This is a genomic window from Novosphingobium sp. BL-S-21, assembly GCF_055521655.1.
The window spans coordinates 1596064-1621904 of the sequence record NZ_CM145496.1 but is presented as its reverse complement, the minus strand read 5'-3'; the positions used below and the strand labels follow the sequence as shown (position 1 = coordinate 1621904).

27 protein-coding genes are annotated in these 25841 nt (G+C 66.8%); 17 read left to right on the top strand and 10 right to left on the bottom strand.

Annotated elements, in window-relative coordinates:
• Nucleotides 1-95 precede the first annotated feature (95 nt).
• The 5 genes from ACZ1J6_RS16080 (at nucleotide 96) to dut (ending at nucleotide 5484) form a co-directional block, all read left to right on the top strand.
• Nucleotides 96-1040, top strand: a complete 945-nt coding sequence (locus tag ACZ1J6_RS16080) for a DMT family transporter (RefSeq protein WP_465127500.1) — start codon at nucleotides 96-98, stop codon at nucleotides 1038-1040.
• Nucleotides 1041-1150: 110 nt separating this feature from the next.
• A complete protein-coding gene (locus tag ACZ1J6_RS16075; protein WP_134094607.1) occupies nucleotides 1151-1882 on the top strand; it encodes a class I SAM-dependent methyltransferase in 732 nt (243 codons plus the stop codon).
• An 8-nt stretch (nucleotides 1883-1890) separates the two neighbouring features.
• Complete coding sequence (gene ubiB, locus ACZ1J6_RS16070) at nucleotides 1891-3456, top strand: 2-polyprenylphenol 6-hydroxylase (protein ID WP_431567321.1); 1566 nt, start codon at nucleotides 1891-1893, stop codon at nucleotides 3454-3456.
• Nucleotides 3457-3527: 71 nt separating this feature from the next.
• Nucleotides 3528-5030, top strand: coding sequence for a bifunctional phosphopantothenoylcysteine decarboxylase/phosphopantothenate synthase (locus ACZ1J6_RS16065; RefSeq protein WP_465127499.1), 1503 nt, complete (start codon nucleotides 3528-3530; stop codon nucleotides 5028-5030).
• Complete coding sequence (gene dut, locus ACZ1J6_RS16060; RefSeq protein WP_132264900.1) at nucleotides 5014-5484, top strand: dUTP diphosphatase; 471 nt, start codon at nucleotides 5014-5016, stop codon at nucleotides 5482-5484. The genes ACZ1J6_RS16065 and dut overlap by 17 nt, the downstream gene beginning before the upstream one ends.
• Nucleotides 5485-5644: 160 nt before the next feature.
• Here dut and ACZ1J6_RS16055 read toward each other — a convergent pair whose 3' ends face one another.
• Together ACZ1J6_RS16055 and ACZ1J6_RS16050 are read right to left on the bottom strand one after the other, a co-directional pair.
• Nucleotides 5645-5812, bottom strand: coding sequence for a hypothetical protein (locus tag ACZ1J6_RS16055; RefSeq protein WP_243654160.1), 168 nt, complete (start codon nucleotides 5810-5812; stop codon nucleotides 5645-5647).
• Nucleotides 5813-5986: 174 nt separating this feature from the next.
• Nucleotides 5987-6673, bottom strand: a complete 687-nt coding sequence (locus tag ACZ1J6_RS16050) for a DUF4136 domain-containing protein (RefSeq protein WP_134094604.1) — start codon at nucleotides 6671-6673, stop codon at nucleotides 5987-5989.
• A gap of 203 nt (nucleotides 6674-6876) precedes the next feature.
• Here ACZ1J6_RS16050 and ACZ1J6_RS16045 point away from each other — a divergent pair, with 203 nt between their 5' ends.
• Nucleotides 6877-7557, top strand: a complete 681-nt coding sequence (locus ACZ1J6_RS16045; protein ID WP_465127498.1) for an MOSC domain-containing protein — start codon at nucleotides 6877-6879, stop codon at nucleotides 7555-7557.
• A gap of 46 nt (nucleotides 7558-7603) precedes the next feature.
• On the opposite strand, the gene trpS is transcribed toward ACZ1J6_RS16045, so the two are convergent.
• From trpS to secB, 3 genes are all read right to left on the bottom strand, one after another.
• Nucleotides 7604-8635, bottom strand: coding sequence for a tryptophan--tRNA ligase (trpS, locus tag ACZ1J6_RS16040; protein WP_132264907.1), 1032 nt, complete (start codon nucleotides 8633-8635; stop codon nucleotides 7604-7606).
• Nucleotides 8636-8944: 309 nt separating this feature from the next.
• A complete protein-coding gene (murJ, locus tag ACZ1J6_RS16035; protein WP_465127497.1) occupies nucleotides 8945-10513 on the bottom strand; it encodes a murein biosynthesis integral membrane protein MurJ in 1569 nt (522 codons plus the stop codon).
• A 139-nt stretch (nucleotides 10514-10652) separates the two neighbouring features.
• Complete coding sequence (secB, locus tag ACZ1J6_RS16030; RefSeq protein ID WP_132264910.1) at nucleotides 10653-11165, bottom strand: protein-export chaperone SecB; 513 nt, start codon at nucleotides 11163-11165, stop codon at nucleotides 10653-10655.
• A gap of 411 nt (nucleotides 11166-11576) precedes the next feature.
• Between secB and ACZ1J6_RS16025 the strand changes: the two genes are divergently transcribed.
• The 3 genes from ACZ1J6_RS16025 (at nucleotide 11577) to ACZ1J6_RS16015 (ending at nucleotide 14247) form a co-directional block, all read left to right on the top strand.
• A complete protein-coding gene (locus tag ACZ1J6_RS16025) occupies nucleotides 11577-12287 on the top strand; it encodes a Tim44/TimA family putative adaptor protein (protein ID WP_134094601.1) in 711 nt (236 codons plus the stop codon).
• Nucleotides 12288-12440: 153 nt separating this feature from the next.
• A complete protein-coding gene (gene mltA / locus ACZ1J6_RS16020; RefSeq protein ID WP_347876955.1) occupies nucleotides 12441-13658 on the top strand; it encodes a murein transglycosylase A in 1218 nt (405 codons plus the stop codon).
• Nucleotides 13659-13665: 7 nt separating this feature from the next.
• On the top strand, nucleotides 13666-14247 hold the full coding sequence (locus tag ACZ1J6_RS16015; protein ID WP_465127496.1) for a Smr/MutS family protein: 582 nt from the start codon (nucleotides 13666-13668) through the stop codon (nucleotides 14245-14247).
• Nucleotides 14248-14307: 60 nt separating this feature from the next.
• On the opposite strand, the gene aroC is transcribed toward ACZ1J6_RS16015, so the two are convergent.
• Nucleotides 14308-15390, bottom strand: a complete 1083-nt coding sequence (gene aroC / locus ACZ1J6_RS16010) for a chorismate synthase (RefSeq protein WP_465127495.1) — start codon at nucleotides 15388-15390, stop codon at nucleotides 14308-14310.
• 200 nt (nucleotides 15391-15590) lie between these two features.
• Between aroC and ACZ1J6_RS16005 the strand changes: the two genes are divergently transcribed.
• The 4 genes from ACZ1J6_RS16005 to ACZ1J6_RS15990 are packed head-to-tail and all read left to right on the top strand — an operon-like array spanning nucleotide 15591 to nucleotide 17361.
• The gene (locus ACZ1J6_RS16005) at nucleotides 15591-15896 is read left to right on the top strand and encodes an antibiotic biosynthesis monooxygenase family protein (protein WP_132264919.1); all 306 of its coding nucleotides are present in this window, start codon (nucleotides 15591-15593) and stop codon (nucleotides 15894-15896) included.
• A gap of 4 nt (nucleotides 15897-15900) precedes the next feature.
• Entirely contained in the window at nucleotides 15901-16248 is a 348-nt protein-coding gene (locus ACZ1J6_RS16000; RefSeq protein WP_465127494.1) for an arsenate reductase, read from the top strand.
• A gap of 46 nt (nucleotides 16249-16294) precedes the next feature.
• Complete coding sequence (gene pnuC, locus ACZ1J6_RS15995) at nucleotides 16295-16861, top strand: nicotinamide riboside transporter PnuC (protein WP_132264923.1); 567 nt, start codon at nucleotides 16295-16297, stop codon at nucleotides 16859-16861.
• Nucleotides 16858-17361: an AAA family ATPase gene (locus ACZ1J6_RS15990; RefSeq protein ID WP_465127493.1), complete on the top strand. Its 504-nt coding sequence runs from the start codon at nucleotides 16858-16860 to the stop codon at nucleotides 17359-17361. Before pnuC ends, ACZ1J6_RS15990 begins: the two co-directional genes overlap by 4 nt.
• Before the next feature lie 30 nt (nucleotides 17362-17391).
• Here the strand turns inward: ACZ1J6_RS15990 and ubiG are convergent, their stop codons facing one another.
• Nucleotides 17392-18141, bottom strand: a complete 750-nt coding sequence (gene ubiG, locus ACZ1J6_RS15985) for a bifunctional 2-polyprenyl-6-hydroxyphenol methylase/3-demethylubiquinol 3-O-methyltransferase UbiG (protein ID WP_465127492.1) — start codon at nucleotides 18139-18141, stop codon at nucleotides 17392-17394.
• 80 nt (nucleotides 18142-18221) lie between these two features.
• On the opposite strand from ubiG, the gene ACZ1J6_RS15980 reads away from it, so the two are divergent.
• A complete protein-coding gene (locus ACZ1J6_RS15980) occupies nucleotides 18222-19496 on the top strand; it encodes an aspartate kinase (protein ID WP_132264929.1) in 1275 nt (424 codons plus the stop codon).
• An 83-nt stretch (nucleotides 19497-19579) separates the two neighbouring features.
• On the opposite strand, the gene ACZ1J6_RS15975 is transcribed toward ACZ1J6_RS15980, so the two are convergent.
• Nucleotides 19580-20074, bottom strand: coding sequence for a DUF2239 family protein (locus ACZ1J6_RS15975; RefSeq protein WP_465127491.1), 495 nt, complete (start codon nucleotides 20072-20074; stop codon nucleotides 19580-19582).
• A 125-nt stretch (nucleotides 20075-20199) separates the two neighbouring features.
• Between ACZ1J6_RS15975 and ACZ1J6_RS15970 the strand changes: the two genes are divergently transcribed.
• Complete coding sequence (locus tag ACZ1J6_RS15970; RefSeq protein ID WP_442044951.1) at nucleotides 20200-20526, top strand: GIY-YIG nuclease family protein; 327 nt, start codon at nucleotides 20200-20202, stop codon at nucleotides 20524-20526.
• 111 nt (nucleotides 20527-20637) lie between these two features.
• On the opposite strand, the gene ACZ1J6_RS15965 is transcribed toward ACZ1J6_RS15970, so the two are convergent.
• Both ACZ1J6_RS15965 and ACZ1J6_RS15960 read right to left on the bottom strand, forming a co-directional pair.
• Entirely contained in the window at nucleotides 20638-21933 is a 1296-nt protein-coding gene (locus ACZ1J6_RS15965) for an acetyl-CoA hydrolase/transferase family protein (protein WP_465127490.1), read from the bottom strand.
• Between the two features lie 217 nt (nucleotides 21934-22150).
• The gene (locus ACZ1J6_RS15960; protein WP_465127489.1) at nucleotides 22151-23695 is read right to left on the bottom strand and encodes a catalase; all 1545 of its coding nucleotides are present in this window, start codon (nucleotides 23693-23695) and stop codon (nucleotides 22151-22153) included.
• Nucleotides 23696-23914: 219 nt separating this feature from the next.
• On the opposite strand from ACZ1J6_RS15960, the gene ACZ1J6_RS15955 reads away from it, so the two are divergent.
• Nucleotides 23915-24928: an NAD(P)H-dependent flavin oxidoreductase gene (locus ACZ1J6_RS15955; RefSeq protein ID WP_132264938.1), complete on the top strand. Its 1014-nt coding sequence runs from the start codon at nucleotides 23915-23917 to the stop codon at nucleotides 24926-24928.
• Nucleotides 24929-24939: 11 nt separating this feature from the next.
• The gene (gene purU / locus ACZ1J6_RS15950) at nucleotides 24940-25794 is read left to right on the top strand and encodes a formyltetrahydrofolate deformylase (RefSeq protein WP_132264940.1); all 855 of its coding nucleotides are present in this window, start codon (nucleotides 24940-24942) and stop codon (nucleotides 25792-25794) included.
• Nucleotides 25795-25841 lie beyond the last annotated feature (47 nt).

The following is a 25841-nucleotide window of genomic DNA, read 5'->3' as shown; positions in this document are numbered from 1 at the left end:
GGATGGGGGGAGGAAGAAAAGGGGAAGACCTGCAGGTAAGCACGGTGCCTGCATTTTCCCTTTTCTTCCGTCCGCTTCCGAAGCAAGCCAAGCGCATGGAAAACAACAGGTCTCACACGCGCGCGTTCCTTATGCTGGGGCTGGTCATGCTGTTCTGGGCAGGCAACTCGATCGTGGGACGGGCGGTGCGTGCGGATGTCCCGCCTTTCACCCTGGCCTTCGGGCGCTGGATGATCGCGGTGCTGATCCTGCTCCCCTTCGCGGCGCGCCAGCTCTGGAAAGAGCGGGCCGAGGCGCTGGCCGCCTGGCGCTGGGTGCTGGCGCTCGGCTTCTTCGGGGTCGTGTGCTTCAACGGCTTTATCTACAAAGGGCTGCATTTCACCACGGCCGCCAATGCCCTGCTGCTGCAGGCAGCGATTCCGGCGACGGTCATGCTGCTGGACTTCGCGATCTTCAGGGGGCGTCCGGGGCGGATGCATGTGCTGGGAGTGGTCGTCTCCACGATCGGGGTCGCGGCCATCGTGTTTCGGGGCGATCCGGCGGCACTGGTGCAGCTGCGTTTCGGACCCGGGGACGGGCTGATCTTCTGCGCGGTAGCGGCCTGGTCGCTCTACACCGTGTTCCTGCGCAAGCGCCCGGCGATATCGGCCCCGAGCTTCCTGCTGCTGACGTTCACGATCGGCGCCTGCGCAATGGCGCCGCTGGCGGCGATGGAAACCATGCAGGGGCAGGTCGTGGCCTGGAGCCCGAAAGTCCTGGCCGCCTATGCCTATATCGGCGTGTTCCCATCGGTGATCGCGTACTTCATCTACAACCGCGCCACGCATGAGCTGGGCGCGGCGCGGGCGGGGCAGGCGATCACGCTGATGCCGCTGTTCGGCGCATTGCTCTCGGCCCTGCTCCTTGGCGAGGCGCTGCATCGCTATCATGTGGCGGGCATGGCCCTGATCCTGGGCGGCATCGTTCTTTCGGCTGCCGCCGCGCGTAACGCGGCCATCAAGACCGACCCCGCGCGCAAGAGGGCAATGGCCACCGATTAGGGGTGCCGGGCGGCGCAGCCGGCAGACACCCCGCGCAACCCGGCCCCCTCGGCAAAATAACCAAATCACCGGGTGGCGCAGGCGCGGCCGGACGGCTAGAGGACTGCGCCATGAGCGAAACGGTTTCCTTCGGCTACGAAGAGGTCAGCCCCGACGAGAAGGAAGGGCGCGTCGGCGCCGTCTTCTCCAGCGTCGCACGCAAGTACGACGTGATGAACGATGCCATGTCCGTGGGCATGCACCGGCTCTGGAAGGACAAGTTCGTGCGCCGCGTGAAGCCGCGCGAAGGCGAACAGATTCTCGACATGGCCGGCGGCACGGGCGACATCGCCTTCCGCATGGCGGCGCAGGGCGCCTCGATCACCGTGTCCGACATCAACCAGGACATGCTGGACGTCGGCATCGAGCGTGCGATGGAGCAGGGCATAGATGGCCTGGTCTGGTCGCGCCAGAACGCCGAGGTGCTGTCTTTCGGGGACCGGTTCTTCGACGCCTACACGATCGCTTTCGGCATTCGCAACGTCACGCATATCGACAAGGCGCTGGCCGAGGCGCACCGCGTGCTCAAGTTCGGCGGACGTTTCTTCTGCCTCGAATTCTCGACCACCGAATGGCCCGGCTTCAAGGAAGTCTACGATGCCTATTCGCACCACCTGGTGCCGAAGATCGGGCAGGCCATCGCCGGTGACGCCGAATCGTACCGCTACCTGATCGAATCGATCCGCCGCTTCCCGCCGATGCCGGAATTCGAACGGATGATCCGCGCGGCTGGGTTCAAGCACACCAAGGTCGAGCCGATCATGGGCGGCCTCGTCGCGATCCACTCGGGCTGGAAAGTGTAACCGGACAAGTGACGGGTTCCACGACGCACGTCCTGCGCCTCCTCAAGTGGGGGCGCGTCCTCGCACGCCATGGCGCGCTGCGCGGGATCGAGAACGACCGCAATGCCCCGGCCCAGGTCAAGCGCCTCTCCCGGATCGCCCGCTTCGGCACCCGCCAGCCCGCCGAGCCGGACTATGCCGGCGCCTTCCAGGAAATCGGCCCTGCCGCGATCAAGCTCGGCCAGGCGCTGGCGACGCGGCCCGATCTCGTGGGCGAGGGGCCTGCGCGCAATCTGCTGACCCTGCAGGACAGCCTGCCGCCGGTGGCTTTCTCCGAGATCCGCCAGGTGATCGAGAGCAGCTTCGGCCGCCCGCTGGAGCAGGTCTTCGCCTCGATCGAGGAAGACCCGGTCGGCGCCGCTTCGATCGCCCAGGTGCACCGGGCGATCACGCCTGACGGCCGCACCGTGGCGGTGAAAGTGCTGCGCCCCGGCATTCGCGAGCAGTTCGCCCGCGATGTGGAGACGTATGAATGGGCCGCCGCCCATCTTGAGGCGCTGGGCGGGGAAGCCTCTCGCCTGCGTCCGCGCGCGGTCGTCGCCAACCTCAAGCGCTGGACCCTGCGCGAGCTGGACCTGCGGCGGGAAGCCGCCTCGGCATCGGAACTCTCCGATGCGATGAAGGGCATCCACGGCTACCGCGTGCCGCACATCGACTGGGACCGCACCAATGGGCAGGTCCTGACGATCGAGTGGATCGGTGCCACCAAGATGAGCGACCTCGCCGGTCTGCGCGCGGCCGGGCACGATCTGCCCCGGCTGGCGCACAAGCTGGTGATCACGTTCCTCACCCAGGCGATCTCCAGCGGTTTCTTCCATGCCGACATGCACCAGGGCAACCTGTTCGTAGAGGACGACGGCACCATCGTCGCCATCGACTTCGGCATCATGGGCCGCATCAACCGGCAGGCGCGGCTCTGGCTGGCGGAGATCCTCTACGGCCTCACCACCGGCAACTATCGCCGCGTGGCCGAAATCCATTTCGAGGCGCAATACGTCCCGAGCTACCACACCGTCGAAGAGTTCGCGACGGCGCTGCGCGCGGTGGGCGAGCCCATGCGCGGCAAGCCGGTCTCCGAACTGTCGGTCGGCCAGATGCTCGACGGGCTTTTTGCGATCACGCGCGATTTCGACATGGCGGTGCAGCCGCACCTGCTGCTGCTCCAGAAGACCATGGTCATGGTCGAAGGCCTGGCCACCGCGCTCGATCCCGACATCAACATGTGGGACGTTTCGGCGCCCTTCGTGAAGAGCTGGCTGCGCGACGAACTCGGCCCCGAGGCGGTCATTGCCGACCGCCTGCGCGAGGATCTCGGCACGCTGCTGCGCCTGCCGGCGCTGGTGCGGCGAATCGAGGAGAAATTCCCGCCCAAGGGCGGCGCGCCCGAACAGGCGCCGCTGCCCGATGTCGACCTCATCTGGGAGCGCCGCAGCAAGCACAAGCCCGAGGGCAACCCCTGGCTGGGCCGCGGCCTTGCAGCGGTGCTGGGCGGTGCGGCGGCCTGGGGGCTGACATATTGGGCGCTGATGGGATGATGCGCCGTTTTTGAGGCCGGCATTCCCAAACTGATTGCGCCCTCCGGCGCGGTGTTGCACAAGCCCCGAGCATGAGTGGACCACGCATTCTCCTGGTCGTGGGCGGCGGTATCGCCGCTTACAAGTCCTGCGAACTCGTCCGGCAGATCCGCAAGGAAGGCGGCGAAGTCACTTGCGTCCTGACCGAGGGCGGAGCGCACTTCGTCACGCCCATGGCGCTTGCGGCCTTGTCCGAAAAGCCGGTCTACACCACGCTCTGGGACCTCAAAAACGAGGCCGAGATGGGGCATATCCAGCTCAGCCGGGAGGCGGACCTCGTCGTAGTCTGCCCGGCGACGGCGGATCTGCTGGCCAAGATGGCCTCGGGCATTGCCGACGATCTCGCCACGACCATGCTGCTGGCGACGGACAAGCCGGTCATGGCGGTCCCGGCGATGAACGTGCGCATGTGGCAGCACGCCGCCACCACGCGCAACGTCCAGGTGCTGCGCGATGCCGGGGTGGACGTGATGGAGCCTGACGAAGGCACCATGGCCTGCGGCGAATACGGCCCCGGCCGGCTGCCCGATCCGCTGGCGATCTGGCAGCGCATCGCCTGGGCGCTCGGCCTCGGCCCGGTGGAAGTCGCGCCGTTGCCGGGGGGCGATCCTTTCAGTTGGCAGCCGCAGTTCGCGACGCCTGAGCCCGAGCATTCGGAACCCGACGATATCGGCCTGGGCGGCCTTTCCGGCGGCCTGATCGCGCGCGGGCGGCAGAAGGGCAAGCAGGCCATCACCTTTGGCGACGGCCGGGATGCAGGCCTTGCCGCCAGCCATGAAGATCTCGGTTTCACGCCGGAAGAAGCCGCGCTGGCGGCCCGCAAGGGCGAGGCGCGCGCTGCGCCCGCCACCGATCCCGAAGCGCTGCATCTGGCGCCGGCGCCGTTCGAGGGGCCGCTTTCCGGGCGCCACGTCCTGGTCACTGCCGGGCCGACCTGGGAGCCGATCGACCCCGTGCGCTACATCGCCAACCGTTCCTCGGGCAAGCAGGGCTTCGCGATCGCCGCCGCCGCTGCCGAGGCGGGCGCGCGGGTCACCCTGGTGGCGGGCCCGGTCCACTTGCCCACGCCGCCCGGTGTCGACCGCGTGGATGTGGAAAGCGCCTTGCAGATGGCCGAGGCGGTGAAGCGCTCCATGCCGGCCGACATCGCCGTCATGGTCGCGGCCGTGGCCGACTGGCGCGTCGCCCATACGGCCGACCAGAAACTCAAGAAGCGCGGCTCTGCGCCGCCGGCCCTCTTGCTCACCGAAAATCCCGACATCCTGGCCACACTCGCGACCAGCCCCGAACGGCCACCGCTGGTGATCGGCTTCGCGGCGGAGACGCAGGACGTCATTCGCTACGCCACCGAAAAACGCAAACGCAAGGGTGCCGACTGGATCATCGCCAACGACGTGTCGGGCGATGTCATGGGCGGCGATGTGAATGCGGTCCACATCGTGCGCGCGGACGATGTGATCAGTCTTCCGGAAATGCCCAAGGAGGACGTCGCGCGCGCCCTCGTCGAAAGGTTCGCAGATGCACTCCCCCGCTGACGTCCCCGTCCCCGTCAAGATCCTGCCTCACGGCGAAGGGCTGGACTTGCCCGCTTACGCCACGAACGGCGCGGCGGGCATGGACGTGGTCTCGGCGGAAGACGTGACGCTGGCACCGGGCGGCCGTCATGCCGTTGCCACCGGCCTGGCCATGGCGATTCCGCCGGGCTTCGAGATCCAGGTCCGTCCGCGTTCGGGCCTGGCGCTCAAGCACGGGATCTCGGTACCGAATTCGCCAGGCACGATCGATTCCGACTATCGCGGCGAACTCAAGGTCATCCTGATCAACCACGGCGCGCAGGCTTTCGAGATCCGCCGCGGCGACCGTGTGGCGCAGCTCGTGCTGGCGCCGGTGACGCGGGCCGCCTGGCTGACGGTGGATGAGCTGGAATCCACCGAGCGCGGTGAAGGCGGGTTCGGTTCGACCGGCGGGGTCGTCGCCCTGGGAAGCTGAGGGACGTCCCGGGGGTTATTATCCCCGGACCCTCGATATTTCAACTTTCTTGCGCGTTTGCTGCGGCGTGCCGGTCGGTCCCTGGAGGATGCGATGGGCGCGCCGGCACCCGACTTCGGCCGTTTTGAAGGGGCAGGGGGCAATGCTCCCCAGTTTTCCGTCAATCCTTGCGATCGAGTCGCGCGCGCTTGTCGCGGCGGCGCTTCAGCGAATACCAGCCCACTCCGCCGATCCCGGCGATCGCCGCGAGCCCTTTGGCAAGCGTTGAAAAGGCTGCGGAAAGGGCGCCCACGGTCACGCCCCAGAAGAGCTGCGACATGATGGCCATGAAGGTGTTCATTAGGCGGCGAGCATTCCCGTGCGGTTGGCGGCGGTCAACCGGAGCGGCTGCGATACGGGCCGGACCGGCAAAAAGAAAGGACGGGCCCGCATATTTCAGCGGACCCGCCCCTCGGTGCCTCCCTCTTCGCAGGGGGAGCCAATCAGCTCATTTTTCTAAAGATCACTTCTTTTCCGGCGCGACGGTAATGCGCACGGTCTCGCCCGAGTTCCCGGGGAAATTCGTGAACATCGATTCGACGAGGTTCGGAATGAGGTACTGCAGGTGGTTCGAAGCCGAAACGGCCTCGGCCTTGCCTTCGAACAGGCGCTGGTTGTCGGCCGCACGGTCGATCTTCAGCGTGATGCCGCTGGTGTAGACGGTGTAGGAATCCACGCCGCCATCGAAGAACGGATCGTACCAGCCATAGCGCCACGGGCCGCCCCAGCCCCAGCCGCCGCCCCAGCCGCGACCGTAGTAGCCACGGCCGCCCCAGCCGCCGCCATACCACGGGCCCCAGTAGCCGCCGCCCATTGCGGGCGTCGAACGGACGCGCTCACGGCCGGTGTCGACGCCGTAGTCGAAGCGGGCGATCAGGGTTGCCTTCGAAGGATCGTCCACGGTGGCATAGCCCACCTTCTGCAGGCGATCGCTGACCAGACGGGCGTACGTTGCGAATTCGAGGCCGCCCGCAAGCTTGGGATCGTCCGCCACGACGGCGACGGTCTGGCCGGACGGTGCCGGAAGCTGCGACTGGAAACGCGAAACGTCGGCCTTGAAGGGCGTTGCGCAGGCGGCGAGGGCCATCAGCATGAAAGCCGCGGCTGCTAGCCTCAGCTTTCCGAGATGGGTTCCGGGATGTTCTGTCATCGGTTTCACTCCACGAACCTGCCAGGTCCGAAACGCCCTTCCCAAGCGCGGCCTGTGATTCCTTGCGACTCTGCCTTAATATCAATGCCCTGAATAGCGGTTGAATGGAGGCTAACCGGCGATAAGCCGTTTGATGTGGCCTTTGTCCATTCAGCCGTGAGTCACGGCCTGAGATCAGGGTAATCATGTAGGAAGCGCCGGCGATGTTGAACAGTTCCCCCGAGACGAATTCCATTGCGATTCTCTCCGTGCAATGCGGAAAAGTCAGCTCTTTTCGCGGCGCGGACGAACCCAGCGCCATCGGCAAGCTGGCGGTGGAGGGAGCGGTTCGCGTCCGTCGGCTGGGACTGGAGGGCGACGAGCAGGCGGATCTTGCGGTCCACGGCGGGCCGGACAAGGCGATCCACCACTATCCGCACGATCACTATGCCTTCTGGCGCGACTCGATCGGCGCCCATCCGCTTCTCTCGGCCTATGGCGCTTTCGGCGAGAACATCGCCACCGAGGGCCTGACCGAGGACATGATCTGCGTGGGCGATCGCTGGCGGCTGGGGACGGCCCTGGTCGAGGTGTCGCAGGGGCGGCAGCCCTGCTGGAAGCTCGATCACCGCTTCGACGGCTCGGCCGTCAACGCCGGCGTGGTGAAGTCGCGCCGGTCGGGCTGGTACTACCGGGTTCTGGAGGAAGGCGAAGTCGCCGCCGGGGACCGCATGGTGCTGGCCGAGCGGCCTTGGCCCGCATGGAGCGTCCGCCGCGTCTTCGGCCTACTGATCGCCGGCGAGCACAAGAAGGACCGCGAGGGGCTGGACGCGCTGGGCGAGGTCGACGCACTCGCGGCGACGTGGATGCGGCGCCGGGCGAAGCTCCTGGGACTGGATTCCTGAGCGAAGCGTCGTCCCGGACCGGATCCGGGACGACGCCATGCTGTCCTCAGCGCACCAGGCCGAGCGCCTCGTAAGCCTTGTCCAGCGTCGGCACGGCGAGCGCGCGGGCCTTTTCCGAACCCTTGCGCAAGATGGCGTCGAGCGCGCCGCGGTCGCTGCGCAGTTCGACGAAGCGGGCGTTGATCGGTGCCAGCTTTTCCACCAGCAGCTCGCCCAGCGCCGGCTTGAATTTGCCGAAGCCCTCGCCGCCGAAGTCGGACAGGACCGCCTCCATCGTGGTGCCGGCCATCACCGCATAGATGCCCACGAGGTTGCGCGCCTCGGCGCGGCCTTCGAGGCCTTCCTTTTCGGAAGGAAGCGGCTCGGGGTCGGTCTTGGCTTTCTTGACCTTCTGCATGATCGTGTCGGCATCGTCGGTCAGGTTGATGCGCGCCATGTCCGAGGGGTCCGACTTGCTCATCTTCGACGAGCCATCGCGCAGCGACATGATGCGGGCGGCCTCGGGCGGAATGATCGGCGCGGGCAGGGTGAAGACGGGGACGTCTTCCCCGTTCTCGTCCTTGGGCGCGAAGTCGTTGTTGAACTTCTGCGCGATGTCGCGGGCGAGTTCGAGGTGCTGCTTCTGGTCCTCGCCCACGGGGACGTGGGTGGCCTGGTAGAGCAGCACGTCGGCGGCCTGGAGCACCGGATAAGTGAACAGCGCCACCGAGGCGCCTTCGCGGTTCTTGCCCGCCTTGTCCTTCCACTGGGTCATGCGGTTCAGCCAGCCCATGCGCGCGGTGCCGTTGAGCAGCCATTGCAGTTCGGCATGCTGGGGAACCTGGGTCTGGTTGAACAGGATCGAGCGGTCGGGATCGACGCCGCAGGCGACCAGGGCCGCGACCATCTCGCGCGTGTTGGCGGAGAGGGTGGCCGGGTCGTGCGGCATGGAAATCGCGTGGAGATCGGCCAGGAAGTAGAGGCTGTCACCGCCCTGTGCGGCGACTTCGTCCTGCATCGAGACCCAATTGCGGATCGCACCGAGATAGTTGCCGAGATGCAGGTTGCCGGTGGGCTGGATGCCGGAGACGATACGCATGGACGCGTCCTTCGCGAGTTGTGAGTGGTCGGGGATCTAAAGGTGCGCCCGGGAGGGCGCCGATGCAGGCGGTGTCGGCGCGGCAGGCGCGCCCCGGTTCAGCGCGTCTTGCGCGCAGCGCCCCGCCATCGCCACGAGAGGCGACGGGATTCGGCAGACTTCGTGTGCGAAAGGCCGTGCATGGGCAGGGCTCATAGCACAGCTTTGCCGGGATGGAAGAGGGGGGCTCGGTCCCGGCGCGCCGCTGCTTGCGCGCGGGCGGCGGCGATGGATTCGCGGATGCTGCGGCCGAAGGCGCCCATCGCCGGCTCAGCCAGCCTTGCGGCGGCGCAGCAGGGCGAGATCGTCGCGCGTGAAGGCGCCGGTCGCCAGGGTCGCCAGTGCATAGACCAAGCCGCCCGCCGAAACGAGCGCGGCCAGCGCGAGACCGCGCACCAGCCAGGTGCCGTGGAGATAAGGTGTCAGCAGGTCCTGCCCGAACCAGAGCACCACGCCCATCGCTCCGGCCGCAAGTGCAAGGCGCGGGGCGCGGCGCTTCAGGCGGGCATCGGACTGGAAATGCCCGCGCTTCACCAGCGTCCAGTAGAGCATAACGACATTGGCGGTGGAGGCGATCGCGGTCGCCAGCGGCGGGCCCATGTGCTGCAGCGGCACGATCAGCGCGAGGTTGAGGACGAGGTTCACCGCCATCGACATCATCGCGTAGCGCACCGGCGTTTTCGTGTCCTGCCGGGCGTAGAAGCCGGGGGTGAGCACTTTCACGAGGATATAGCTGGGAAGGCCGATCGAGAAGGCGGCGAGTGCCTCCGCCGTGCGCGCCACGTCCACGGCATCGAACTTGCCGTAGCCGAACAGCGCGGCGGCGATCGGCTGGCCGCAGACGATCAGGGCGACCGCCGCGGGCAGGGTGAGCAGCAGGGCCAGTTCCATGCCGCGGTTCTGGGTGTCCATCGCCGCGGCCTCGTCACCGCCGCCAAGCTGGCGCGAGATCGTCGGCAGCAGCACGGTGCCCAGGCCGATGCCGATCAGGCCGAGCGGCAACTGGTTCAGGCGGTCGGCCATGTAGATGTAAGTGACCGAGCCGTGCGCCAGCAGCGAGGCGGCGAGCGCGGTGGAAATCACGAGGTTGATCTGGACGGCACCGGCGCCGGCCGCCGCGGGCAGGATCAGTTTCATCAGCTGCTTCACGTCGGCATTCCACACCGGCATGCGCAGGCGCATCGACACGCCGTTCGCGCGGCAGGCCCACATCAGCCAGAGCAGCTGGAGCGCGCCGGACACCGAGACGCCGATGGCCTGGTTGCGCGCGGTCACCAGCGCATCGGCGGAATGGAAGCCCAGCAGCGCCACGATCAGCGTCAGGTTCAGCAGGATCGGCGCGGCCGCATTGACCCAGAACTTGTTCAGCGAATTGAGGATGCCGCCCAGAAGCGAGACCAGGCTGATGAGCGCCAGATAGGGAATCGTCAGGCGGCTGAGCTGCACCGCGAAAGCGAACTGCTCCTGCGAAACGCCATTGAAATTGCCCGAAAGCAGGAACGTCACCGGCCAGGCGAACACTTCCAGCACCAGCGTCATCGCCAGCAGGATGGGCAGGAGCACGGCGAGCGCCTGTTCGGCGAAGGCGATCCCGGCGGGCAGGCCCGGACCGTCCCGGTTGGCGACCTTCTGGTTGAACATCGGGATGAAGGCCGAAGCGAAGGCCCCTTCCGCGAAGAGGGCGCGGAACATGTTGGGCAGGCGGAAGGCGATCAGGAAGGCGTCCGAGGCGAAGCCTGCCCCCACGAAGCGGGCGAACAGGCTGTCGCGGACCAGACCGAGCACGCGGCTGGCCAGAGTGAGGCCGCCGACACTGGCGAGCGCCTTGGTAAGGTTCATGCCCGGAACTTCCCGATGATCGCCTTGGTCCCGGTTCCAGAAATGCCGGTCCCGGAAAAACCAACGGCCCACGTCTCCAGGTCGGAGGCGCGGGCCGATAGTGCAGAAACGCGCGTCATGCGCCTTTCAAGCTGTGGCCTCAGGCGTGGCCGACCGGCTCGCCCTGGGCGGCGTCGGCCTGCTGCTGCGCCTGGATCTGCTGGATGTAGAGACCGTTGAAGTCGATCGGCTCCAGCATCAGCGGCGCGAAACCGGCATCGCGCACGGCGTCGGCAACGACGCGGCGGGCGAAGGGGAACAGGATGCGCGGGGCTTCGGCGTAGAGGAACGCGTGGGCCTGGCTCTCTTCCAGGTTACGCATGCCGACGAGGGCGGCATAAGCGAGATCGACCACGAAAGCGGTGCCCTGCGGGCCCTTCGAGGCGCAAGTGATCTTCAGTTCGACTTCATGCACTTCGCCGTCGATCTGGCGGGCGCCGATGTTGAACTGCACTTCGATCTGCGGCTCGTCCTGCCAGGAGAAGCTCTGCGGTGCGTTCGGATTCTCGACCGAAAGGTCCTTGACGTACTGCGAGATGACGCCGGCGGCCGGCGCGGAATCCTCGCCGTTGCCGAGGTTGAGATCGGAGATGACGTTGCCTTCGTCGGCCATTTGGTGATTCCCGATAAATTGGCCCGTTACGGGCGCACGGATTGAAGTCTGGCCGCGCGCCTAAAGCATTTTGCGGGCCGGTGGAACACCCGAGAAGGGGTAAATTGTTGCAAACCGCCCTTGAGCGGGGCTGCAAAGGCACGCCGCCGGCCGATTCGCGGGCATAGCGGCACAACCGGGCATAGGGCGCGCGCGGGGGCGGCGCAGGGAGGACAGGGAACGCTTGCGGGCCGGGGGCGTTGGTCCGGTTGTAGCACTCGTAACGGCGGAAAAATCCCAGATACCGTTGCTCACGCGTTGTTCATTTGAAAACCGTACCTATCTGGGTCTATGATGGCGCCTTCGGGCGGATGGCGTGAAACGCTCCACCCGTATCCCAGAAGCGTCCAACACAAGGATGGACAAAGGAACGTGACACCGGAAATCGTGATCCTGGCCATGATCGCAGCCTTCCTTGGCCTGCGGCTCTATTCGGTACTCGGCCGCCGCGCCGAGCATGAGGAAGAGCCGATCCAGGGGCGCTTCGAAGGCCGCCAGGGCCAGCCCGGTGCGCCGCGCGTCCCTGCCCCCAAGGCGGACGGCAAGCCCGATGCGAAGGGCGATGCCAAGGGAGACGAACGCGGCCGGGTCGGCCAGCCCCAGCGCCTGCGCGAAATGCCGCTTGCGCCGCCCTCCGTGGAGCGCGGCCTGGCGGAGATTTCCGGCGCGGATCGTCGTTTCGACGCTTATGCCTTCCTCGAAGGCGCGCGCAGTGCCTATCGCCTGATCCTGGAATCGTTCTGGAAGGGCGACAAGGCCGAGCTTCGCGCCCTCTGCGAAGGCGATGTGTATGACAGCTTTGCCGCCGCGATCGACGCGCGCCTTGCTGCCGGGGAGACCATGGACAACCGCCTCATCCGTATCGAGGATGTCGCGATCGTCTCGGCCGGGGTGGAAAGCGGCCTTGCCCGCATCACCTTGCGCTTCCGCTCCGATATCGCTGCCGTCACGCGCGACGCCGAAGGCCATGTGATCGCCGGTTCGCTCGACGATGCGATCGAGGCGGTGGACGTCTGGACCTTCAGCCGTCAGCTCAATTCGTCCGGTCCCGACTGGCTGCTCGACGAAACCGACGCCGGTTGATCGCCCCGCGCGGTTGATTTCGCGCCGATGATCCCACAAGGATCGACAGGCCGGGCCGAAAGGTCCGGCCTTGTTGTTATCAGGTTTCGGAGATCGATTTTGCGGGGAGGGAGCGTGTCGCGCCATCGGGAGTCGCGTTTTCCATGGCGCCGTATATCTGCCTTCGTCTTGCCGGCGCTGCTGGCCGCCTGCGTGCAGGTCGTGCCCGGACCCAAAGGGCCTTCGCGTCCGCCCGCACGGCCGCCGGCACAGCAGCCCCGACCGACCGCCCCGGCCCAACCGGCTGTGCCGCAGCCCGTCAGCGCCGTCGCCGCGGGGGTCAAGCAAGGGCCTTCGGTTTCTTCGCTGCCGATGAACGCGACCGATGCCGCCGCGGCGCTGGCCTCGTTCCGCGAAAGCTGCCCGCGCGTCACCGTGCGCACCGATGCGAGCGGGCTGACTCGTCCGGCCGACTGGCGCCAGGCCTGCGCCGCCGCTGCGGCGTGGAGCGGCAAACCGGCCGCGCAGTTCTTCGCCGCCTATTTCGAAACCGCACGCGTGGGTGACGGCAAGGGCTTTGCCACCGGCTATTTCGAGCCGGAGATCGCCGGCTCCCGCTTACCCGTTCCAGGTTATGCCGTCCCGGTCTATTCGATGCCGGGCGATCTGGTGCGCGCGAAGGCGGGCGATGCCGCGCCGACCTCCAGCGGGCGGATGCCGCTGGGTCGCTACGATGTCAGCGGCGTCTTCGTGCCCTATTACGACCGCGCCGCCATCGAACAGGGCGTGCTCGCGGGCAAGGGGCTGGAGATCGCCTGGGTCGCGGATCCGATCGAGTTCTTCTTTCTCCAGGTCCAGGGATCGGGCCGCCTCCGCGCGCCGGACGGCAGCGTGATGCGGATCGGTTATGCCGGGCAGAATGGCCTGCCCTATACCGGGATCGGCGGCGTCATGCGCGATCGCGGCCTCGTTGGTTCGGCGCCGGGGCAATATTCGGGATCGATGCAGGGCATCATCCAATATATCCACGACCGGCCCGCCGATGGCGCGGCGCTGATGCGCGAGAACAAGTCGTGGGTGTTCTTCAAGGAGCTCAAGGGCGATGGTCCGCTCGGCGCGCTGAACGTGCCGGTGCGTGCCCATGCCTCGGTGGCGGCCGACCCCCGCTTCGTGCCGCTGGGCGCTCCGGTGTGGCTGCGGCTGGACCGGCGCGAGGCGACCGGCCTGTGGGTGGCGCAGGACACCGGCGGGGCGATCAAGGGCGCCAACCGCTTCGACACGTTCTGGGGTTCGGGCGAGCAGGCGCGGCTTACCGCCGGCGGCATGAGCGGCCGTGGCGAGGCGCTGATCCTGGTGCCGAAGGGCACCCTGTCGCGCCTCGGCGTGCGGTAGAACGGCGATGCGGCGACCGGGGCGGCGACTGACAGCGGATGAAGCGGAAATCTGGGCGCAAGTCGCCCGGACCGTGACGCCGCTTGAAAAGCGCAGGCCCGTCGCCATTCCCACGGCTCTCATGGCGGCACCGGCGCGGACGGTGGTGCTTCCGCCCGCCTCGCCGCCCAAGAAAGTGAAAGGCCGGATACCGGCGCCCTTGCCGCCGAAGCCGGTTGCGACCAAGCCGAAGGCGGACGCGCCGCTGCACCTCGATGGCTCTTGGGAGAAGCGCATTTCCAAGGGGACGCTGGTTCCCGACTTCAGCCTGGACCTTCACGGTTCCAATCTCGACCAGGCCTATGTGCGGCTGATGCACGGGCTTACGCAGGCGAAGGCCATGGGCGCGCGGGTCGTGCTGATCGTCACGGGCAAGCCCCGGCCGGTCGATGCGATGGACCGCGGCACCGCGCGGGGCGCGATCCGCGCCAAGATCACGGACTGGCTCGCAGCCAGCGACCACGCGCTCGACATCGTCGCCATCCGCGGCGCGCATCGCCGCCACGGCGGACAAGGCGCGATCTACGTCGTTCTCAAGAAACGCAGGTAGCGTTCGCAGGCGGCGTCCCGAGGTTCAGGCCGCCTTCTCAGTGCCGGCAGATCGGCCCGATCAGCCGCATTGGCCCCGGTGCAGCAGCTTGTGATCCGCCAGGACCAGCGCCATCATCGCCTCGACCACCGGCACGCCGCGAATGCCCACGCAGGGATCGTGGCGACCCTTGGTGAGCAGTTCGGTGGCCTCCCCTTCGCGGTTGATCGTCGGCTGCGGGGTGAGGATCGAACTGGTGGGCTTGAAGGCCACGCGCACCACCACCGGCTGGCCGGTCGAGATGCCGCCAGCGATGCCGCCCGCGTGGTTGGCGCTGAATTCGGGGCCACCAACGCCCGGATGCATGGGATCGGCATTCTGCTCGCCGGTCAGGCGCGCGGCGGCGAAACCGTCGCCGATCTCCACGCCCTTTACCGCGTTGATGCCCATCATGGCAGTGGCAAGGTCGGCGTCCAGCTTGCCGTAGAGCGGCGCGCCCCAGCCGGCGGGAACGCCGGTGGCGATGCATTCGACCACCGCGCCGACCGAGGAGCCGGCCAGGCGTGCATCGTCGACGATCTTTTCCCAGCGCTTCGCGGCTTCCGCGTCGGGGCAGAAGAACGGGTTGTTGCCGATTTCCGCGGCATCGAACTGCGCCATGTCGATCGCATCGCCGCCGATCTCGGAGACATAGGCCAGGATCTGCACTTCGGGGATCACCAGCCGCGCCACGCCGCCGGCCGCCACGCGGCTGGCGGTTTCGCGCGCGGAGCTACGCCCGCCGCCGCGATAGTCGCGGAAGCCGTACTTGGCGTCATAGGCATAGTCCGCATGGCCGGGGCGGTAGGCCTTGGCGACATCCGAATAGTCCTTGGAGCGCTGATCGACGTTCTCGATCATCAGGCTGATCGGCGTGCCCGTCGTGCGTCGCACGCCATCCTGGCCCTCGAACACGCCTGAAAGGATGCGGACCTGGTCCGGTTCCTGGCGCTGGGTCGTGAACTTCGACTGGCCGGGGCGGCGCGCGTCGAGGAAGGGCTGGAGCGTGCTTTCGTCTATCGCCAGGCCCGGCGGGCACCCGTCGACGACGGCGCCGATGGCCGGTCCGTGGCTTTCGCCCCAGGTGGTGAAACGGAAAAGGCGTCCGAATGTGTTCACGCTCATGGAGGCGCTTTGTCGCGCAAGGATCGGTTTGTCCAGCCTCGCGGACGCGACAGATGACTTCTCGCGCACGGGCCCAGATCGCTCCTTTCGGATCGTGCCGATCCGGCCGCGGGGGCGAAATTCAGCAGAAGTGGTTGTTCCTGCGCTTGAATGGTGCGGGCGGACGGCTAGGAGCGGGGAAAATCGATAAGGGGTGCGCCATGTTTCTCGTCGTCTTCCGCAACCGAAAACGCGTCGACATCGATGCCGAGGCCTATGTCCACGATGCCGACCATATGGAGGAACTCGCCCGAAACCAGCCGGGCTTTCTCTCCTTCAAAAGCTACCTCAGCGACGACGGGGAAGTGATCGCCATGTCCGAATGGGAAGATGAGCCGTCCGCACGGGGCTGGGCGCGCCATGCCGAACATATCGTCGTGCAAAAGCGCGGCCGGGAAGGCTACTACGAGAGCTATACCCTCTTCACCTGCGATTCGCCGCGGGTGCACCGCTTCCAAAGGACGTGAAGACGTGAGCCTCGAATTCTACGGCATTCCGAATTGCGACACCGTCAAGAAGGCAAGGAACTGGCTGGACGCCCGAGGCAGCGAATACACTTTCCACGACTACAAGAAGGAAGGCGCCGAAGCGGCTCGACTCGAGCGGTGGGTGGCGCAGGCCGGCTGGGAAAAGCTTCTCAATCGCGCCGGGACCACATTCAGGAAGCTGCCCGAGGCCGACAAGGCCGACATCGATGGCGCCAAGGCGGTTGCAATCATGGCGGCCAACCCAAGCTGCATCAAGCGGCCGGTCGTGGAGTATTCCGGCGGACTGCTGGTGGGCTTCAAGGCACCCGATTGGGAGGCGGCGCTGGGCTAACGGGCCGGCGGTGATGACCATGATGCAGGCCGGCTGAAGCGTCGCGATGGATCCGATCGAATGGGCAGCGGCGGCCCTCGGGCTCGCCAATATTGCGCTCCTCGTGCAGCGCAGCGTGTGGAACTATCCGTTCGGCATGGCCATGGTCATGCTCTACTTCGTCGTGTTCTGGGACGCGAAGCTCTACGGAGAAGCGGGGCTGCAGCTGTTCTTCTTCGCCGCGCAGATCTGGGGCTGGGTGCTCTGGGTGCGCGCGGGGGGCGGCGAAAGCCGGGTTCCGGTCCGCCGCCTGGGCAATTTCGCGCGGCTGCTCTGGCTGATGGGCACGGCGGCGCTGGCGCTGAACCTGGGCTGGGTCATGCACAAGTTCACCGATGCGTCGCTGCCCTATGCGGATTCCGCCATCGCCGGGGCCAGTATCGCCGCGCAGATCCTGCTGGGCTTCCGCCGCATCGAGAACTGGGTGCTGTGGATCATGATCGATGTCGCCTCGATCGGGGTCTATATCTACAAGGGGCTTTGGCCGACGACGGCGCTCTACGTGGTGCTGCTGGCGATGTCGGTACTGGGCCTGCGCGAGTGGATCGCGGCCGAGAAAGCCGAAGCGGCGTGATCACCTTGTGCCTCCACGGCGCGGAAAGCACCGGGAAGTCGGTACTGGCGGAGCGGTTGGGCTATCCCTGGGTGCCGGAATACGGCCGCACGTATTGCGAGGAGCACGGCACCGACCTGACGATGGCGGACCTTCTTGCCATTGCCGAGGGCCAGGCCGAGGAAAATCGCAAGGCCATGGCGGCGCGCCCGCCGGTCCTGCTCCTCGATACCGACCAGCTCATGACCGCTGCCTGGGCGCAGATGCTGTTCGGCGAGGTGCCGCCGGCGCTGCTGGCCTATCCCAAGGCGGACCACTACCTGCTCTTCGCGCCCGATGTGCCATGGCGTGATGACGGCACCCGCTTCTTCGGCACGGACGACAGGCGCGCGCGCTTCGCTGCCCTCGCGGAAGAAATGCTGGTGCGCGCAGAGGTGCCCTTCACGCGGATCGGCGGGTCCTGGCAGGAGCGCGAGGCGCAGGCCCGGCTCGCCATATCGGCTTTGGCGAGGACGCTCTAGCCGACATGGCGTCCTCGCCGGAGCGGCCGCCTATATCTTCCGTGCGGTCGCGATGAAGTTCAGCGAGAGATCGTCCGAAAGGTGCAATCCTGCCGTCGGCGACCAGGCAATGCCCTTGGGCTCGCCCAGCACCAGCCCGGCGCCTGCCGCCAGATCGCGCAATTCGTCCGGGGTGGCGAATTCCTTCCAGTCGTGCGTGCCGCGCGGCACTTTGCCCAGCCGCTCGGCCGCCTCGACCAGCAGCAGGCGCGAGGACGGGGTGCGGTTGGGGCAGGAAAGGAACATCAGCCCGTCGTCCGCCATCGCCTCGGCAAGCTGGCCGATGAACAGCGCCTTGTCAGTGACGTGCTCGATCACTTCCAGCGAGCAGACGAGATCGAAGCCCGAGAGGCCGAGCTGGCCGAGTTCGCCGTGCCGGTACGCGATGGGTAGCCCCATGGCTTCGGCATGGCTGCGTGCCGAAGCCACGTTCTCGGCCGCTGCATCCACGCCCGTCACGGCCGCGCCCAGGCGGGCGAGCGGTTCGCAAAGCAGGCCGGCGCCGCAGCCCGCGTCCAGCGCGCGCTTGCCTGCAAGGGGCCGCAGCATGCGCGAGTCGGTGGAGAAGTGGCGGTCGATCTCGGCGCGGATGAAGGCCAGGCGTACCGGGTTGAGCTTGTGCAGCATGGCCGAGGAACCCTTGGGATCCCACCATTCCGCCGCCATCGCGCCGAAGTGAGCGGCTTCCTTCGGATCGATTGTTGCGCGAGAAGGCGTGTTCGAAGCAGTTGCATTATCCATGACTCCCCCCTAACAGCCCGGCCGACTCTTATCCACACGCGCATCTCTCCTGCGCACAACCCGAAGGGGGCAACGGCACCTTGGCACGTATCGTGATGAAATTCGGCGGCACCTCGATGGCCGGCACCGAGCGAATCCGGCGCGTGGCGGGTATCGTCAAACGCCAGCAGGAAGCGGGCCACGAAGTCGCAGTCGTCGTTTCGGCAATGGCCGGCGAGACCGACCGCCTCGTCAACTTCTGCCGCGAGGCGAATGCGCTCTACGATCCCGCCGAATACGACGTTGTCGTGGCTTCGGGCGAGCAGGTCACTTCGGGCCTGCTGGCGCTGACGCTGCAGGCGATGGGCTGCAAGGCACGCTCGTGGCTGGGTTGGCAGCTGCCGATCAAGACCGACGACGCCCATGCCAAGGCCCGTATCGAGGAATTCGATTCGGAAGCGCTGCTGGCCTCGATGGCGGCGGGCGAGATCGCGGTGATCCCCGGGTTCCAGGGCGTTTCGCCGGACAATCGCATCACCACCCTGGGCCGCGGCGGTTCGGACACATCGGCCGTGGCCGTGGCGGCGGCGGTCAAGGCCGACCGCTGCGACATCTACACCGATGTCGACGGCGTCTACACCACCGACCCGCGCATCGTTGCCAAGGCGCGCAAGCTGCCGCTGGTGACCTATGAGGAAATGCTCGAACTGGCCTCGGTCGGTTCGAAGGTCCTGCAGACCCGTTCCGTCTCGCTGGCCATGAAGGAAAACGTGCGGGTTCAGGTGCTGTCCTCGTTCATCGACGAGAATGCCCCGGCCGCCGATACCTTGCCCGGCACGATGATCGTGAGCGACGAGGAACTGGCCAATGCCGAACAAGAAGGAAGCGACATGGAACGCCAGCTGATCACCGGCATCGCCGCCGACAAGAACGAAGCCAAGGTTACCCTTACCCGCGTGCCGGACCGTCCGGGTGCCGTGGCCGCGATCTTCGCGCCGCTCGCGGAATCGAACATCAACGTCGACATGATCATCCAGAACGTCGCCAAGGACAAAGGCGAGACCGACGTCACCTTCACGGTGCCGCAGGCCGATCTCGTCCGCGCGCAGGCGCTTCTGGAAGAACGCAAGGAAGCCATCGGTTACTACCGCATGATCGCCGACAGCAATGTCGCGAAGATCAGCGTCGTCGGTGTCGGCATGCGCAGCCACGCCGGTGTGGCCTCGACCATGTTCAAGACCCTGGCCGACCGCGGCATCAACATCATCGCCATCTCGACCAGCGAGATCAAGGTTTCGGTCCTGATCGACACGGACGAGACCGAACTGGCCGTGCGTGTGCTGCACACCGCTTACGGGCTCGACGCCGCCGCCTGAAGGCCTAGCATGACGGCGCACCCGATTGGGTGCGAGACATCGAACAGGAAAAGGCGGCGCGGCGAGCGCCGCCTTTTTTCGTTTCAGTCTTCGGCGCGCGGCTGGACGAGTTCGAGCACATGGTCCCTGAGGTCGGCAGGCCAAGGCGCGAGCGCTGCGGCCAGTTCTTCCAGCTTGTCCGCGAAGAGCAGGCGTGAGGCTTCCTCGAAGCCGGGCAGGTCGCCGCCAAGCGCGGACATGACGCGGTAGGCCCGCTCCTGCGCTGTGCGGCGCGCGGTACGTCCGCCGTCGGCCTTGCGCGCTTCATCGACGAGACGGCGCAGCGCCTGCGAGGCCCCGCCGGGCTGGCGGGACAGCCAGTCCCACTGGCGCGGCAGCAGGGTCACTTCGCGGGCGGTGACGCCCAGCCTGGGCCGGCCACGGCGCCGGGGCGCTTCTTCCTGCGCAAGCGCGGGAACGCCGCGCCAGTCGAGATCGACGGCCCTGCCATCCGCATCGTCGAACACGAGCAGTCCGTCCTCGCGCCCGCGCAGCGCCGCGACAAGTTGGTCCGGGCTGCCGCGCGCTATGCGGGTCATGCCAAGAAAGGCAGTGCAGTTCCGTGTCATCGAGCCATCCTTAATGATTTTTGCCCGGGTAATTTGATTTTGCGGCCGAGTCAATTTATCCGGGTGAAAATATCAGGACTCGAGGAAGGAAAATCATGGATCGCAAGGCGGCAGTCGCGGCATATCGCCAGCGCAAACCGGAGCGGGGCATCTACGCGGTGCGCTGCGAGGCGGCGGCCCTGGTGTGGGTGGGCCGCGCGCCTGACCTTGCGACGATCGGCAACCGGATTTTCTTCAGCCTGCGCCACGGCGGTTCCCCGCACCCCGGCCTGCAGGCAGCGTGGAATGAGCACGGTGCGGAATCCTTGGTCTTCGAAGTGCTGGAAGTGCTCGACAGCGAGGAAATCGGGCTCGGTTGGCAGCGGGAACTCAAGAGGCGTCATGCGGACTGGATCGTGCGACTGGGCGCGGCGGCGATCTAGGCTCCGGCGCTCCGACATGGCGCTGGATCGAATTCCGCAAACAAGGTCGCGGCGCGGCCGCAGGGCGTCCTGCGGTATAGGCGTCGCCCGCGGCTCTTTTGACGGCTCCCGTCAAAGCGCCTTGGCGAGTTCGTCCCGGAATCGAGGGTCCGCCAGGCCGATCAGCAGCGCGGCCCGTTCGCGCAGGCTCTTGCCGCGCAAGTTGGCGGCGCCGTGCTCGGTGACGATCCAGTGGACGTCGTTGCGGGGCGTCGTCACCGGGCCGTCGAGCCGCGGGACGATGCGGCTGACGGTGCCGCCTTTCGCCGTCGAGCGGCAGGCGATGATCGAGACGCCGCCTTTCGATCCATAGGCGCCGCGCACGAAATCGAGCTGGCCGCCCGCTGCCGAGAACTGCCGCCCGCCCATGAACTCCGAATTGCAGGCGCCTTGAAGGTCGACCTGGATCGTCGCGTTGACGGAGACCACTTTGTCGTTCCGGGCGATCTCGGCGGCGTCGTTCACCACGTCGACCGGCAGCGAGTAGAGTTGGGGATTGCCGTCCATCCAGCGGTAGAACGGCGCGTCTCCCATGGCGAAAGTATAGACGCTGCGGCCGGGATGAGTGGCCTTCAGCCGGTTGGAGACGGCGCCGGCATGGACCAGCCCCGCCATCGCCGGGGTGAGCAATTCGGTATGGATGCCAAGGTCGCGGCGGCTTTCGATGCGGCGGCAGACCGCCGCGGGAAGGTTGCCGATGCCCATCTGGAGGCAGGCGCCGTCGTCGATCATGTCGGCGATGCGCGCGGCAATGGCCTCGTCCTCGGGTGCGGCCGGCGCTTCGCCAAACGATAGCAGCGGGACCGCGTTCTCGACGATGGCGGCAACCTGCGAGACGTGGAGCGGCGTCGAGCAGGCCACGCGGGGCATGGCCGGGTTCACTTCGACGATCACCGTCCGGGCACAGTGCGCGGCAACGGAGGTATAGTCATTGGCCGCGCCGAAGCTGAAATAGCCGCTTTCGTCCATCGGCGAGACAGTGAGCACGCAGGCGTCCAGCGCGCATTCGTCGCGCAGCAGCCGGGGGGACCCGCTGAAGGCGCAGGGCACGAAATCGATGAGCGCTTCCGCCGCGGGATCGGCCTTGACGAGGGCGCGCTCGACCCCGCCCATGAACAGGCAGCGCGGCCGGATCCGGTCGAGCAAGTCGCGGCGCAGGATCGTCGTTCCGGCATGGGTCTGGGAGAGGAGATACCATACCCGCAAGTCGCGCAGCGTTCCGGCTTCGGCGCGCCGGGCAAGCGCGGCGAGGATCGCGGGCGGCTCGGCGACAGCCATACCCATGGCAAGATCGCTGTCGCTGGCGATGGCCAGGACCGCCTCGTCGGCAGAAGTCAGTTTGGCGGCGTAGATCTGCTTGGCGTCCATGATCCCACTCTTTTTTCTATGGGTCCGGGTGTGCCATCGGCAGGAAGCAAGGGGAAGACCGGAAGCGGGGCCTGCGCGCGACCTGGCCGCGTCCCGCCGGGATTGCGTCTCGTTCTGCAGAAGAAAGATCCCGCCCCCTCGGGGGAAAGGGGGCGGGATCGGGGCCATCGCAGGGCCAGGGAGGGCCGGGCGGGGGGAACGTGCGACGGCCGGGAGGTCAGTCGGCGGTTTCGGGTACCGGCGAAAGCGCGGGGTTCACGCTCATGCCCAGTGCCTTGGCGACACCCAGGCCATAAGCCGGATGGCAGCGGGTACAGTTGTCGATGTGCCGCTGCTTGATGAAGTCCGGCGCGTCGCCCATGGCGCGGGCGGTGTTGTCGAACAGGCGCTGCTTCTGGTCGGCGTCGATGAGTTCGAACAGGGCGCGCGGCTGGCTGAAGTAGTCGTGATCGTCCTCGCGGAAGTCCCAGAAGTCGGCCCAAGCACCGCCAGCGCCGTCGATCTTCATGGGCGGCTCGCGGAACTCGGGTTGGCCCTGCCACTGGCCGAACGAGTTCGGGTGGTAATGCGGAAGGCCGCCATAGTTGCCGTCGACCCGGCCCTGGCCGTCGCGGTGGTTGGTGAAGACCGGGCAGCGCGCGGCGTTCACCGGAATCTGGTGGTGATTGACGCCAAGGCGGTACCGCTGCGCATCCGAATAGGCAAAGAGCCGCGCCTGGAGCATCTTGTCAGGCGAGACGCCGATGCCGGGGACGAGGTTCGAGGGCGAGAAGGCGCTCTGTTCCACATCGGCGAAGAAGTTGTCCGGGTTGCGGTTCAGCTCCATCATGCCGACTTCGATCAGCGGATAGGTCTTCTGCGACCAGACTTTGGTCAGGTCGAAGGGATGGAAGCCGCAAGTTGCCGCTTCTTCCTCGGCCATGATCTGGACCATGACCTTCCACTTCGGGAAATCCCCGCGCTCGATGGCGTCGTAGAGGTCGCGCTGGTTCGATTCGCGGTCTCCCGCCACCACTTCGGCCGCCTCGGCGTCGGTCAGGTGGGCGTGGCCCTGCTGGGTCTTGAAGTGGAACTTCACCCAGAACCGCTCGCCCTCGTTATAGAACGAGTACGTATGGCTCGAAAAACCGTCCATGTGACGGTAGCTCTTGGGAATGCCGCGGTCGCCCATGACGTAGGTGACCTGGTGGAACGCCTCGGGCAGCAGGGTCCAGAAGTCCCAGTTGTTGGTGGCGCTGCGCATGTTGGTGCGGGGGTCGCGCTTCACGGCCTTGTTGAGGTCGGGGAACTTGCGCGGATCGCGCACGAAGAACACCGGCGTGTTGTTGCCGACCATGTCCCAGTTGCCTTCCTCGGTGTAGAACTTCACCGCGAAACCGCGAATGTCGCGCTCGGCATCGGCCGCGCCGCGCTCGCCCGCCACGGTCGTGAAGCGCGCGAAGATCTCGGTCTGCTTGCCGGCTTCACCCAGGAACTTCGCGCGCGTGTACCTGGAAACGTCGCCGGTGACGGTGAACGTGCCGAAAGCGCCCGAGCCCTTGGCGTGCATGCGCCGTTCGGGGATCACTTCGCGGTTGAGGTTGGCCAGCTTCTCCAGCAGCCACACGTCCTGCATTAGCAACGGACCGCGCGGACCGGCGGTCAGCGAATTGGAATTGTCCACCACGGGCGCGCCGAAGGCGGTGGTGAGGGGGGTAGGAGTGAGCGAGGTCTCGCCATGGGCAAAGGGGCACTTGCCGCCATTGGGTGGGGTCTCGGTCATGGTCTCACTCCTTGTCTCATCGAAATCGGGTCGATTTTCTCGGCTATGCGAAGGGCTTAACGCCTGCATGGAGATCGGTGAAACTATACGAAGATGTAAGTGTGATCGGTCCAGGCGATTAGTTAGAGGGAAGCGTGCATCGGCGGCGGCGCTTGTGCGCGGCCTTCCGCCCATCTATGGCGCACGCTCATTATGGAATTGCCGGCTATGGGAGCATCGATGGCCACCTCAAAGACCTCCGCACTGATGACGCGCGGACGCGAATTCTTCGGCACCGAATATGCCATCCTGTGCGGCGCCATGTCCTGGGTGTCGGAGCGTAATCTCGTGTCGGCGATCAGCAATGCGGGCGGCTTCGGCGTGATCGCCTGCGGTGCGATGAACCCCGAACTCCTCGACAAGGAGATCGCGGCCACCCGCGCGCTGACCGACAAGCCCTTCGGCGTGAACCTCATCACCATGCACCCGCAGCTGTTCGACCTGATCGCGGTCTGCGCGAAGCACAAGGTCGGCCATGTCGTGCTGGCCGGCGGCATTCCGCCCAAGGGCAGCCTGGAAGCGATCAAGGAATCGGGCGCCAAGGTCATCTGCTTCGCGCCGACGTTGGCGCTGGGCAAGAAGCTGCTGCGCTCGGGCGCGGACGCCCTGGTGATCGAGGGCATGGAAGCTGGCGGCCACATCGGCCCGGTCTCCACTTCGGTGCTGGCGCAGGAAATCCTGCCGGCGCTGGCCGAGGAGCACCTGGTCTTCGTGGCGGGCGGCATCGGCCGCGGCGAGGCCATGGCCGGTTATCTGGAGATGGGCGCTTCGGGCGTCCAGCTTGGCACGCGCTTCGCCTGCGCGAGCGAATCCATCGCCCATCCGGCGTTCAAGAAGGCCTTCTTCCGCGCCTCTGCCCGCGACGCCGTGACCTCCGTGCAGGTCGACCCGCGCCTGCCGGTGATCCCGGTGCGCGCGCTCAAGAACAAGGGCACCGAGGAGTTCACCGCCAAGCAGATCGAAGTCGCCAAGCGCCTTGACGCCGGCGAGGTCGACATGGGCGAAGCCCAGCTGGCGATCGAGCACTTCTGGGCGGGCGCCCTGCGCCGCGCGGTGATCGACGGCGACGTCGAGAGCGGCTCGGTGATGGCCGGCCAGTCGGTGGGCATGGTCAGCAAGGAAGAGCCGGTGACGGAGATCATTGCCGCGCTCATGGCCGAGTCCGAGGCCGCGCTTTCCAACCGTTCCGCCTGAGGACCGGGTCGATGGCCGAACCGCTGATTTTGGCATTGTCCTGCGCCGACCGTCCGGGGATCGTCGCCCGCGTCACGGGCTACCTTGCCCAGACGGGCGGGAATATCATCGAGGCGCAGCAGTTCAACGACCTCGAAGAAGACAAGTTCTTCATGCGCGTGGCCTTCGATCCCGGCTCGGCCGACCGCGAGGCGTTCGGCGAGGGCTTCGGGGCGATTGCCCACGAATATGGCATGGCCTGGTCGATGACGCGCCGCGACCGGCCGCGCCGCGTGCTCCTGCTGGTCAGCAAGTTCGACCATTGCCTGGCCGACCTGCTCTATCGCCAGCGCATCGGCGAAATGCCGATGGAAGTGGTGGGGATCGTCTCCAACCACCCGCGCGAGGCGATCAATTCGCTGATGATCGGGGACTTCCCCTTCCATCACCTGCCGATCACGCGCGAAACCAAGGCCGAGCAGGAAGCACAGATCCGCGCGCTGGTGGAGGAAACCCGCGCCGAGCTGGTGGTGCTGGCGCGTTACATGCAGATCCTCTCGGACGAGATGGCCGCGTTCCTCTCTGGCCGGTGCATCAACATCCACCACTCGTTCCTGCCGGGCTTCAAGGGCGCCAAGCCCTATCACCAGGCCCACGCGCGCGGCGTGAAGATGATCGGCGCCACCGCGCACTACGTGACCGGCGATCTCGACGAAGGCCCGATCATCCACCAGGATGTCGAAGCCGTGACTCACGCGGACACGCCCGAGGACATGGTGCGCAAGGGCCGCGACATCGAGCGCCGCGTCCTGGCCGAGGCCGTGCGCCTGCACCTGGAGGACCGCGTGCTGCTGAACGGTTCCCGCACGGTGGTCTTCCGCAGCTGACCCTTGCGGCGGCGCGCGCATCGGTCGATGGTGTGTGCGTTTACGAG

Excerpts from the sequence above, each read along its gene's own strand:
- ACZ1J6_RS16080 (WP_465127500.1), top strand. The coding sequence starts at position 96 with ATGGAAAACAACAGGTCTCACACGCGCGCGTTCCTTATGCTGGGGCTG.
- ACZ1J6_RS16075 (WP_134094607.1), top strand. The coding sequence starts at position 1,151 with ATGAGCGAAACGGTTTCCTTCGGCTACGAAGAGGTCAGCCCCGACGAG.
- ACZ1J6_RS16065 (WP_465127499.1), top strand. The coding sequence starts at position 3,528 with ATGAGTGGACCACGCATTCTCCTGGTCGTGGGCGGCGGTATCGCCGCT.
- dut (WP_132264900.1), top strand. The coding sequence starts at position 5,014 with ATGCACTCCCCCGCTGACGTCCCCGTCCCCGTCAAGATCCTGCCTCAC.
- ACZ1J6_RS16055 (WP_243654160.1), bottom strand. The coding sequence starts at position 5,812 with ATGGCCATCATGTCGCAGCTCTTCTGGGGCGTGACCGTGGGCGCCCTT.
- ACZ1J6_RS16050 (WP_134094604.1), bottom strand. The coding sequence starts at position 6,673 with ATGACAGAACATCCCGGAACCCATCTCGGAAAGCTGAGGCTAGCAGCC.
- ACZ1J6_RS16045 (WP_465127498.1), top strand. The coding sequence starts at position 6,877 with ATGTTGAACAGTTCCCCCGAGACGAATTCCATTGCGATTCTCTCCGTG.
- trpS (WP_132264907.1), bottom strand. The coding sequence starts at position 8,635 with ATGCGTATCGTCTCCGGCATCCAGCCCACCGGCAACCTGCATCTCGGC.
- murJ (WP_465127497.1), bottom strand. The coding sequence starts at position 10,513 with ATGAACCTTACCAAGGCGCTCGCCAGTGTCGGCGGCCTCACTCTGGCC.
- secB (WP_132264910.1), bottom strand. The coding sequence starts at position 11,165 with ATGGCCGACGAAGGCAACGTCATCTCCGATCTCAACCTCGGCAACGGC.
- ACZ1J6_RS16015 (WP_465127496.1), top strand. The coding sequence starts at position 13,666 with ATGCGGCGACCGGGGCGGCGACTGACAGCGGATGAAGCGGAAATCTGG.
- aroC (WP_465127495.1), bottom strand. The coding sequence starts at position 15,390 with ATGAGCGTGAACACATTCGGACGCCTTTTCCGTTTCACCACCTGGGGC.
- ACZ1J6_RS16005 (WP_132264919.1), top strand. The coding sequence starts at position 15,591 with ATGTTTCTCGTCGTCTTCCGCAACCGAAAACGCGTCGACATCGATGCC.
- pnuC (WP_132264923.1), top strand. The coding sequence starts at position 16,295 with ATGGATCCGATCGAATGGGCAGCGGCGGCCCTCGGGCTCGCCAATATT.
- ubiG (WP_465127492.1), bottom strand. The coding sequence starts at position 18,141 with ATGGATAATGCAACTGCTTCGAACACGCCTTCTCGCGCAACAATCGAT.
- ACZ1J6_RS15975 (WP_465127491.1), bottom strand. The coding sequence starts at position 20,074 with ATGACCCGCATAGCGCGCGGCAGCCCGGACCAACTTGTCGCGGCGCTG.
- ACZ1J6_RS15970 (WP_442044951.1), top strand. The coding sequence starts at position 20,200 with ATGGATCGCAAGGCGGCAGTCGCGGCATATCGCCAGCGCAAACCGGAG.
- ACZ1J6_RS15965 (WP_465127490.1), bottom strand. The coding sequence starts at position 21,933 with ATGGACGCCAAGCAGATCTACGCCGCCAAACTGACTTCTGCCGACGAG.
- ACZ1J6_RS15960 (WP_465127489.1), bottom strand. The coding sequence starts at position 23,695 with ATGACCGAGACCCCACCCAATGGCGGCAAGTGCCCCTTTGCCCATGGC.
- ACZ1J6_RS15955 (WP_132264938.1), top strand. The coding sequence starts at position 23,915 with ATGGCCACCTCAAAGACCTCCGCACTGATGACGCGCGGACGCGAATTC.
- purU (WP_132264940.1), top strand. The coding sequence starts at position 24,940 with ATGGCCGAACCGCTGATTTTGGCATTGTCCTGCGCCGACCGTCCGGGG.